The sequence below is a fragment of the Acidimicrobiales bacterium genome (assembly GCA_035533595.1).
GTDB lineage: Bacteria > Actinomycetota > Acidimicrobiia > Acidimicrobiales > Bog-793 > DATLTN01.
In genome coordinates this window covers 1-9,286 of the sequence record DATLTN010000036.1, presented here as the reverse complement: position 1 = coordinate 9,286, position 9,286 = coordinate 1, and the positions used below count along the sequence as shown (strand labels likewise).

The following is a 9,286-nucleotide window of genomic DNA, read 5'->3' as shown; positions in this document are numbered from 1 at the left end:
CGCGCTCCGCAGCGCCTCGGCACGGTCGACGCGCTCCCAGGGGAGGTCGAGGTCGACGCGCCCGAAGTGGCCGTAGCTCGCGGTCGGCTGGTAGATCGGCCGGCGGAGGTCGAGGTCGCGGATGATCGCCGCGGGGCGGAGGTCGAAGACCTCGTGGATCGCGGCGGCGATCTCCGCGCTGCCGGCGCGCTCGGTGCCGAAGGTCTCGACGGCGACCGAGACGGGGCGGGCGACGCCGATCGCGTAGGCGATCTGCACCTCGCAGCGCTTCGCGAGCCCGGCGGCGACGACGTTCTTCGCCACCCAGCGGGCCGCGTAGGCGCCGGAGCGGTCGACCTTGGTCGGGTCCTTGCCGGAAAAGGCGCCGCCGCCGTGGCGGGCGAGGCCGCCGTAGCTGTCGACGATGATCTTGCGCCCCGTGAGGCCGGCGTCGCCGAAGGGGCCGCCGACGACGAAGCGCCCCGTCGGGTTGACGAAGTAGTTCGTCTTCTGGTCCAACAGCGCCGGGGGCACGACGGGGGCGACGATCAGCTCGAGGACCGCGTCGCGGATCTCCTTCTCCTCGACCTCTTCTGAGTGCTGGGTGGAGACGACGATCGCGCCGATGCGGTCCGGGACGCCGTCCACGTACTCGACCGAGACCTGGCTCTTTCCGTCGGGGCGCAGCCAGTCGAGGGTGCCCTGCTTGCGCACCTCGGCGAGGCGGCGCGTCAGGCGGTGCGCGAGGACGATCGGGAGCGGCATCAGCTCGGCGGTCTCGTCGGTCGCGTAGCCGAACATCATCCCCTGGTCGCCGGCGCCGGTGTCGAGGTCGTCGTCCTGGTCGCCCTCGCGGGACTCGAGGGACTTGTCGACGCCCTGCGCGATGTCCGCGGACTGGCTGGAGAGGAGGACCTCGACGCGCACCTCGTCACAGGAGGTGCCGAACGCGACGTCGGTGTAGCCGATCTCGCGGAGCGTGTCGCGCACCAGGCCGTCGACCTCTTGCGGCGCGATCGCGGGCGTCGTCTCGCCGAAGACCGCCACCCAGTGCTGGGAGGCGTCGCTCTTGATCGCCGACTCGCAGGCGACGCGCGCGCTCGGGCTCTTTTTCAGGCAGGCGTCGAGCACCGCGTCGGAGATCTGGTCGCAGATCTTGTCGGGGTGTCCCTCGGTCACGCTCTCTGAGGTGAGAAGCAGGTGTCCGCGCCCGTCGCCCTGGTTTGCCATCGCCGAAGCCCCCCGTTCGAGATCTACCGCCCCAGTCTCCTCGCCCGCCCGGCGGGGGTCACTGGCATATGACACAAAATTGTACATATAATCCTGGCGGATGTGACAAGGGCGGACGCCCAGCGGCGCTCAGCTCTCCGCGGCGAGGTCGGCGAGCAGCCCGGCGGCGTCGGTCCCGATGAGGTCGGCGACGACCACTCCGGCGAGCCTCGGGCGGGCGCGGCGCACGAGGTCGACGACCAGCCGCCGCCCCGTCCCCTCTCCCGCTGGCGACCGCTGCAGGCGCGCGAGCGCGGCGACGCCGACGGTCACCTCCGGCCGCTCGAAGTGGAGGAACTCGGCGTGCGCGAAGTCGGTGGGCGCGGCGACGCCGAGCAGCGTCCGCGTCGTGGGGAGGCCGGAGAGCAGCTGCTCGAGACGGTCGCCCTCGAGGGTCGGGGTCGTGACGAGGAAGCTCGCACCCGACGCGAGCGCGGCGCGTGCCCGCTCGCCCTCGGCCTCGAGATCGGCGGCGCCCGGGTCGCCGAGCGCGCCGATGAGGAAGCCGGTCCCCGAGGCTCCGCCCCCGTCGTTCAGCGCGGCGAGCGCCTGCACGAGGGCGAGCGGGTCGACGTCGAAGGAGTCGGTGGCTTCTGGGTAGTCCCCGCGGGGCGTCCGCGGCCCCGCGGTGCAGAGGACCGAGCGCACCCCGAGGGCGTGTGCACCGAGCAGGTCCGCCTGCAGGCCGAGGAGCGAGCGGTCCGCGGTCGGCGCGAGGACGAGCGGCTCGATGCCGAGCTGCTCGAGCAGCAGCACCGCGAAGGCCAGTGGCTCCATCGCCGCCGGCGAGCCGCGGCCGACGACGAGGCTGTCCGCACCCGCGGCGAGGAGCCGGGCCGCCTCCTCGAGGCCGCGGCCCGGTTCGCCGGCGGGAGGCGGGACGACCTCGGCGGCGAGCACGAACTCACCGGCCGCGAAGCGCGCCGCGACGCCGCGCACCGCCGGGCGGCGGTCCGAGACGACCTTCGGCGGCGCTGGAGGCGGGGGAGCGGCGGCCGGCGGGACCCCGCTCGCGAGCTGCTCGGCGAGGGCGGCGATGTGCGCCGGGGTCGTCCCGCAGCAGCCGCCGACGATCACCGCGCCGCCCGCGGCGAGGGCGAGGCCGGCGCGGGCGAAGTAGTCGGGGTTCGGCCGGTACTCGGCGCGGCCGTGCGCGAACCTCGGCGGGCCGGCGTTCGGCATGATGCTGAGCGGGACCGGCGAGGCGGTGGCGAGGCGCTCGAGGACCGCGAGGATGCCCCGCGGGCCGAGGGTGCAGTTGGCTCCGACGACGTCCGCGCCGAGGTCGCCGAGGCGTCGTGCCGCCTCGTCCGGCTCCTCGCCGGCGAGGCTCCGCCCCTCCTCGGTGAAGGTCATCTGGGCGACGATCGGCAGGCCGCAGCGGGCGCGCAGCGCCGTGAGCGCGGAGGCAAGGAGCTCGAGCTCCCCGAAGGTCTCGAGCACGAGCACCTCCGCTCCGGCCTCCTCGAGCGCCGCGGCCTGCTCGAGGACGGCGTCGACGGCGTGGCCGAGGGCCCCGCCCGCGAGCGGTGGGGCGATCGAGCCGGCGAGGTAGGCGAGGGAGCCGGTGGCGGCGCGGGACTCGGCGGCGATGGCGACGCCGGCGGTGTTCACCTGCGCCATGTCGTCACCGAGGCCGTACTGCGCCATCGTCAGGCGGTCGGCGCCGAAGGTGTTCGTCTCGATCAGCTCCGCCCCCGCCGCGAGGTAGCCGCGGTGCACCTCGCGGACGAGGTCGGGGTGGGAGAGGTTGAGCTCGGGGAGGCAGCGGTCGAGCGAGGCGCCAAAGGCGTGCAGCAAGGTGCCCATCGCGCCGTCCGCGACGAGCACCCCGCGGGCGAGGCGGTCGCGGAGGTCCGGGGGCTTCCCGGCCTCATCGGGTTGGCGGGCGTGGGACGCGCCGCGGATGGTACCGGGCGCGTACCATCCGGCCGGACACGAGGCGGGGGACGCGGTGCGGAAGAATTGGGCGGACGAGCGCTGGCCCGGGGAGCTGCCGCCCTCGCCGCGCCCCGAGGGGCTCCTCCGCCGTGCGCTCGAGCGCCAGAACCGCGCCCTTCGCGGGACCATCGCCGTCGTCGACCGGCTCACCGAGATGGCCCTCGAGGGTCGCGGCATCGAGTCGATCAGCGAGGAGCTGGCGCGGGCGATCGGCGCGCGGCTGCTCGTCTTCGACGAGCTCTTCCGCCCCCTCGTCGCGGCGGGGGAGGGGGAGGACCCCCTCGGCGGCGCCGAGGGGGACGCGCGCCTGCGGGCCGTCGTCGACAGCGTCCGCCACCAGCGCCTCCCGCTCCGCCTGCACGCCCTCCCGGAATGGCCGGTCGTCGAGCACTGCGCAATCGCCCCCGTGTCGAGCGGGGAGCGCGTCCTCGGCTTCCTCGTCGCCGCCTGCCCGCGCGGCGCGGCGGGCGAGGACCTCGCGTTGATGACGCTGCAGCACGCGACCCCCATCTACGCGCTCGCCTTCCTCCGCGAGGCGCGCGACCTCGAGCTTCGCCGCCGCTACCGGAGCGAGTTCCTGGAGAGCCTCCTCGCCGGCCCCGCCGATCCCAGCCGTGCCGCCGAGCTCGCCCGTCTCGCCGGCCTCGTGCCGGGGGCGAGCTACGTCGCGCTCGCCGTCGGGCCCCTCGACGGGGGGCGCGACGAGCCGCTGCTTGGCCGCCTCGCGCTCGAGCTCGGTGCGCTCGGGAGCGGCTTCGCGGCCGTCGAGCGCGCCGACCACGTGCTCGTGCTCGCGCCCGTCGACGACGCCGGCGACCCACCGGCGCGGCGCGTCGCCGGGGCGCTCGGCCGGGCGTTCCGCGGGCTCGAGCTCTCCCTCGGCGCGAGCCGCCCGGCGCGGCTCGCAGAGGGCCTCGGAGGCGCCGACGCCGAGGCGCAGCGGGCGCTGTTCGTCGCCCGCCGCCTGCGCCTCGTCGGCGAGGTCGCGGCGCACGACAGCCTCGGGGTGCACCGTCTCCTCGTGCACGTACCCGACGAGGAGCTCGGCCGCTTCGCCGCCGACGTCCTCGGCCCCCTCGTCCCGCCCGCCGGCGAGCACGAAGTGCTCCTCGACACGCTGCGCAGCTACCTCGCCCACAACGGCAGCCGGCGGGCGAGCGCGGACGAGCTCCTCGTCCACCTGAACACCGTCGGCTACCGCCTGGGGCGGATCGAGGCGCTCACCGGCCTGTCGCTCGCGACGGCGGGCGACCGCGTCCTCGCGCAGCTCGCGCTCGAGGCGCTGCGGATCCTCCCCTGAAAGGGGTGTTGGGAGGAGCGTCGCCGGTGTGTCTACACTCCGCCGGCGGGGAGCGGGGGGGCCGCTCCATCGGGAGAAGGGGGGCCAGATGGCCGGGAAGCAGAGCACCGCAAAGGCCGAGGTGGTCGGCAGCCTGCTGCAGCCGGAGCGGTTGCTGGAGGCGCGAAAGCGGCTCGCCGCCGGCGAGATCGACGCCTCGGAGCTCGCCAAGATCGAGGACGAGACGGTCCTCGAGTGCATCGCGATCCAGGAGGGCGTCGGCCTCGACGTGATCACCGACGGCGAGATGCGCCGCCCCGGCTGGGCGGACACGGCGCGCCACCTCGGTGGCCTCGAGGCCCGCCCCGGCGAGCGCTCCTATCCGGCGAACGTCCACCTCGCAGCGGGCGGCGGCGGTGGCGGCAGCAACTCGGCCTTCGCCGGTGGCTTCCCGACGGTCGTCGGGAAGATCCACCCGCTCGAGGGCTACAAGGTGGGCGAGGAGTACCCCTACCTCACCCAGCACACCAACTCGCGCACCAAGTACACGATGGCCGCGCCGAGCTACCACCGGCGGTACTGGTCCGACGAGCTCTCCACCTCGGCCTACCCGAGCTGCGAGGACTTCCTGAGCGACGTGCGCGACTGGCTGCACGGCGTCGCTGAGTGGCTCGTCTCCCAGGGCTGTGACTACATCCAGCTCGACGCGCCGAACTACGGCTCGCTGTGCGACCCGGACAACCGCGCCTTCCACAAGGAGCACGGCCACGACCTCGATGCCCAGCTCGCCTTCGACGGCAAGCTCGACAGCTCGGTCTTCGACGGCCTCGACGGCGTCACCCGCGCGCTGCACGTCTGCCGCGGCAACATGCCGGGCGGCACGTGGCACTCGAGCGGCGGCTACGGCGCGATCGCCGACCAGCTCTTCCCGAACCTCGACGTCGACGTCGTCCTCCTCGAGTACGACTCGGACCGCGCCGGCGACTTCGGGCCGATCAGCGCGATCGACCCGGAGAGCACGGTCGTCCTCGGTCTGCTCACGACCAAGGCCGGCGAGCTCGAGGACCGGGGTGTCGTCGAGTCGCGCATCGCCGAGGCAGGGCGGCACCACCCGGCGGCGAACTTCGCGCTGAGCACCCAGTGCGGCTTCGCCTCGGCGGCGAACGCGCCGATGAGCCCCGAGGAGCAGCGGGCCAAGCTGCAGCTGATCAGCGACGTCGCCCACTCCACCTGGAGCTGAGCGGAGGGGTCAGCCCGCCAGCGGGAGCTGGCGGGCCGGTTAGCTGAACTTCTCGATGAAGGCGAGGACGCGCTCGTTGAACGCGGCCGGGTCCTCCCAGGCGATGGAGTGGCCGGCCTCGGGGAGGATGTCGACCTCGGCGTGCGGGAGGTGCGCAGCCCAGAGGCGCACGAGCGCGGGCGGCGCGATGAGGTCCGCGCCGCCGGCGAGCGCGAGGACGGGGACCTCGATCCGCTCGAACTTCTCGTAGCGGTTGGGCGACCGCAGTCCCTGCCCCGCGGCCCCCTGTCGGCTCGCGGCGGCCTCGATCTCGAGCCACCGGCGGGTTCCCTCCGGGTTGGCGCCCCGGTAGCCGGCGGACACCTCGAGGTTGGCGATCTCGCCCGGCTCGCGCAGCGCCTCCACCCTGATGCGCCGGCCGAACTCGGCGATCTCCTCCTCGTCGAACGAGCTCATCGTCGCCGCGGCGACCACGGAGCGCAGGCGCTCGGGTTTCCACGCTGCGTAGTCGAGGGCGGCGAATGCACCGGCCGCGACCGAGACGAGGTGGAAGCGTCCGATCGCGAGCGTCTCGGCGAGCGCGTCGAGGTCGCCCGCGAGCGTGCCCGGCTGCTCGGTGCCGTCGAGCGCCGGGTGGCTCTCGCCCGAGCCCCGGCGGTCGAAGGCGATCACGCGGTAGCCGTGCTCGGCGAAGTACGCGAGCTGCGGCTCCCACGACTCGCTGGTGCCGGTCTTCGCGTGCAGGAAGACGATCGAAGGCCCGTCGCCGCCCGAGTCCACGCACCACAGGCGCACGCCGGGAAGCTCGATGAAGCGGCCGTCCACGGTGGGAAAGCTACTGCGACAGGGTGCAGGCCAGCCCGCCTTTCCCGGGCCGCTCCTGCTAGTCCGGACGGAGCGCGAGCGCCAGGCGTGGCATGACGAACGACGCGAGGAAGATCGGCAAGAACCGCTTCCCGGTGCACCGGAAGGCGAGGACCTGACCGTCGGTCGCTTGAAAGGCCAGGGTGCGGCTCAGGTTTCGGCCATTGCGGATTTGCAGGGTGTGGTGCCCGGCTTCGAGCGGTAGCTCGATCGTCTCGTTCATCTCGACCGACCCGACGCGCTCGCCGTCGAGCACGGCATCGAAGGTGCCACGACGGACCTCCACACCGATCGCCTTGTGCGTCAGCTTGAGAGTTGCCGCCATCTCAGCCTCCTCCTGCGTCGGACGTCAGTCGAGCACACTCCAGAGGTCCGAGAGCGACGAGAGGTGCGAGTGGGCCGTAGGGCTCCGACAGAGGCGGTGCGGGTCGTAGTGAAGGGGCCGGATGCCCGCGGCCTCTGCTCCTCGGACGTCGAATCGCTCGGAGTCACCGACGTGGACGCATTGCGCCGGCTCGCGCCGGAGTGCCGCGAGTGCCGGGGCAAATACTCTCGGGTCGGGTTTTGCGACCCCGACGACTGCCGAGTCGACGATGGCGGCGACCGTGGGAGCGGCGCCGGGTCCAACCTGGCATAGCCCTTGGCGAACGAGACTCTGCTCCACGGTTCCGTCGGCGTTGCTGACGATTGCGACCGGCCTGCCCCCAGAGGAGAGCTCGGCAAGCAGCTCGCCCCCGCCGGGAACCTGCCGCGACCAGAGGTCGATCGCCGGCAGCTTCCACAGCTCGTCGAAGGCCTGGAAACCTGCGGCCAGTTCATCGCCGCCGAAGCCGAGCGCCGAGAGGTAGCCGATCTCATAGGGGCGATCGGTCAGGGCTCGCGCCTCGTCGTCGGCGTGATGTACGGCGAAGTAGTGCGCGGCGCTCAACAGCGCGTCGTCCGGCATGAGTCCAGAACTACGAAGGGCCGAACTGACGGCCTCCTCGTCCGGCAGGAGCAGGACGCCCCCGACGTCGAGGATCACCGCAATCTGCACGAGCCGAGTGTCGCAAAGAGTGAAGGTGCCGGCCGCGGTGTCGACGTTCGCCGCGTCCGGTCATCCATCCTCACCCCGCGACTGTTCACCGTGCCTCTCCGCCAGGATGTCTCTCGTCGAGGAGCCTCACGACACGTCGTCTGCGGGAGGCGATGCCAGGCCAAGATGCAGGACAGGAAGACGGCGGTCGTCGCGATCGCGACAATGAGCGTCAGCCACCAGGGCACAAAGCTGAGCTGCATCGTCGAAATGTACCTGCCCCTCGATTTCGGAGACCTGCGCCCCGGGGAGGACCTGATCTCGCGATCCCGGCCGGGCAGCAAGCGGTCGACGGCGAGCGGAAAAAGCGCTAGGCCTGTTCGGCGTCTCCGGCTCGGTCTGAGCTCGGAGCGAATCCAGGAAGGCGGCAAGGCGAATGAGCGTCACCGACGAGGAGTTCAAGGAACTGAAGGATGCGGTGCGCGACTTGGCCTCACACGTCGCCGCTGCCCTGGATGAGCTCGAAGCGGGAATCGAGGCTGCTGCCACGGGCGATGCGGCGACGGATGCCCTCTCGGCGATGCAGGCAGCGGTGAAGCGGACCAATTCCCACATCGCGGACGTGCGGGTCAGGTTGGAACGGCGCAGCTAGTGGCATTCGCAAGCCCTGGCCGCTCGCGCCAGTGGCCACGGCTCTGCTGCTGACGAGGATGCCACTGCCGCGGACCCACTTCCTCGATCTCGCGCCGCTTACGCATATGCCAGCGGAGAAGGTCCGGTTGCGGATCGGGAACCTCGCGAAGGCGGTGCTCGTCTCCGGGCAGGCGTATCAGGATCCGAAGGACGCGCTCAACGAATTCGTCTCGAACGCGGCCGACGGGTACGCGGAGGCGGAGCGCCCGGGCGGCCGCATTCGCGTGCTCCTTCGCCGGAAGGGCCAGCGGCCGCTGATCGTCATCGAGGACGAAGGGCGAGGGATGACGCCTGACCATCTCCGCTTGGTGGCGCGCAGCCTCTTTGAGTCCGCGAAGGTCGACGATCCGCGGACGCTCGGCGAGAAGGCGATCGGCATCCTCGCCTACCAGCAGCTCGGCGGCCGTTGCGACATCGTCTCTAGAGCCGAGGACTCCAACGAGACGCACGTCCTCAGGCTCGAGCGCGGCAAAGTCACCGCGCTATTGGAGCAGGATCGACGACGGGCGCGGACGACGCCCGGGACGAGCGTCTACCTCTCGGACCTCGACCCGGAGGTGCTGCGGATCCTCACCCCCCGCAAGCATCAAAACTGGACGGTGACCGGCCCTATGACGCCCGGCCACGCCGGCCGCGTGACGCCCGGAACGCCGGCCGCGTGACGCCCGGAACGCGCGGCGTCCGCCGTGGGACACTGATGCAACTCAGGGCGTGCCCCTTTTCGTCGACGACCCCTCGATCCGACGCGCCCACATTTCCGAGGAGGCACCCATGACCCAGCAGCAGGAACGCGAGCAGACCCCGACGCGCGAGCAGACGGCGCAGAACGTCCACGTCTACAAGGACCGCTACGACCAGGAGCGGGTCTACGTCCGCCAGGTCGGCAGCATGCGCTACACCCTCACCGAGGAGCGCCGTGAGCGCCTCGACACCGTGCCGCGGGTCTTCACGCCCTCGCTCGGCGAGGGCACGAGCGAGAACTGGAAGATCATCGACCCGGGCGACG

Annotated in this window: 10 protein-coding genes; 5 read left to right on the top strand and 5 right to left on the bottom strand. The window is 72.4% G+C overall.

Features of this window, described 5'->3' with window-relative positions; all coding sequences use genetic code 11:
• The coding region (gene metK, locus VNF07_07055) for a methionine adenosyltransferase (GenBank protein ID HVB05983.1) at window positions 1–1,209 on the bottom strand (1,209 nt) is incomplete at its 3' end.
• Window positions 1,210–1,338: 129 nt separating this feature from the next.
• The gene (locus tag VNF07_07050) at window positions 1,339–3,078 is read right to left on the bottom strand and encodes a homocysteine S-methyltransferase family protein (protein HVB05982.1); all 1,740 of its coding nucleotides are present in this window, start codon (window positions 3,076–3,078) and stop codon (window positions 1,339–1,341) included.
• A gap of 124 nt (window positions 3,079–3,202) precedes the next feature.
• On the opposite strand from VNF07_07050, the gene VNF07_07045 reads away from it, so the two are divergent.
• Window positions 3,203–4,489, top strand: coding sequence for a helix-turn-helix domain-containing protein (locus VNF07_07045; protein ID HVB05981.1), 1,287 nt, complete (start codon window positions 3,203–3,205; stop codon window positions 4,487–4,489).
• Between the two features lie 88 nt (window positions 4,490–4,577).
• Window positions 4,578–5,708 carry a cobalamin-independent methionine synthase II family protein gene (locus tag VNF07_07040; protein ID HVB05980.1) on the top strand — a complete coding sequence of 377 codons (1,131 nt, stop codon included), beginning with the start codon at window positions 4,578–4,580 and terminating at the stop codon, window positions 5,706–5,708.
• Between the two features lie 39 nt (window positions 5,709–5,747).
• Here VNF07_07040 and VNF07_07035 read toward each other — a convergent pair whose 3' ends face one another.
• From VNF07_07035 to VNF07_07025, 3 genes are read right to left on the bottom strand one after another with little or no spacing between them, the layout of a single operon-like run.
• Window positions 5,748–6,533 (bottom strand): alpha/beta hydrolase, encoded by a 786-nt coding sequence (locus VNF07_07035; GenBank protein ID HVB05979.1) that lies wholly within the window; start codon window positions 6,531–6,533, stop codon window positions 5,748–5,750.
• A gap of 58 nt (window positions 6,534–6,591) precedes the next feature.
• Entirely contained in the window at window positions 6,592–6,897 is a 306-nt protein-coding gene (locus tag VNF07_07030; protein HVB05978.1) for a hypothetical protein, read from the bottom strand.
• A gap of 24 nt (window positions 6,898–6,921) precedes the next feature.
• Window positions 6,922–7,608 carry an HAD family hydrolase gene (locus VNF07_07025; GenBank protein ID HVB05977.1) on the bottom strand — a complete coding sequence of 229 codons (687 nt, stop codon included), beginning with the start codon at window positions 7,606–7,608 and terminating at the stop codon, window positions 6,922–6,924.
• Between the two features lie 415 nt (window positions 7,609–8,023).
• Here VNF07_07025 and VNF07_07020 point away from each other — a divergent pair, with 415 nt between their 5' ends.
• The 3 genes from VNF07_07020 to VNF07_07010 form a co-directional block, all read left to right on the top strand.
• Window positions 8,024–8,239 carry a hypothetical protein gene (locus VNF07_07020; protein ID HVB05976.1) on the top strand — a complete coding sequence of 72 codons (216 nt, stop codon included), beginning with the start codon at window positions 8,024–8,026 and terminating at the stop codon, window positions 8,237–8,239.
• 31 nt (window positions 8,240–8,270) lie between these two features.
• Window positions 8,271–8,942 (top strand): ATP-binding protein, encoded by a 672-nt coding sequence (locus tag VNF07_07015; GenBank protein HVB05975.1) that lies wholly within the window; start codon window positions 8,271–8,273, stop codon window positions 8,940–8,942.
• 109 nt (window positions 8,943–9,051) lie between these two features.
• A partial coding sequence (locus VNF07_07010) for a hypothetical protein (protein ID HVB05974.1) occupies window positions 9,052–9,286 on the top strand: 235 nt, incomplete at its 3' end.

Excerpts from the sequence above, each read along its gene's own strand:
- VNF07_07040 (HVB05980.1), top strand. The coding sequence starts at position 4,578 with ATGGCCGGGAAGCAGAGCACCGCAAAGGCCGAGGTGGTCGGCAGCCTG.
- VNF07_07030 (HVB05978.1), bottom strand. The coding sequence starts at position 6,897 with ATGGCGGCAACTCTCAAGCTGACGCACAAGGCGATCGGTGTGGAGGTC.
- VNF07_07020 (HVB05976.1), top strand. The coding sequence starts at position 8,024 with ATGAGCGTCACCGACGAGGAGTTCAAGGAACTGAAGGATGCGGTGCGC.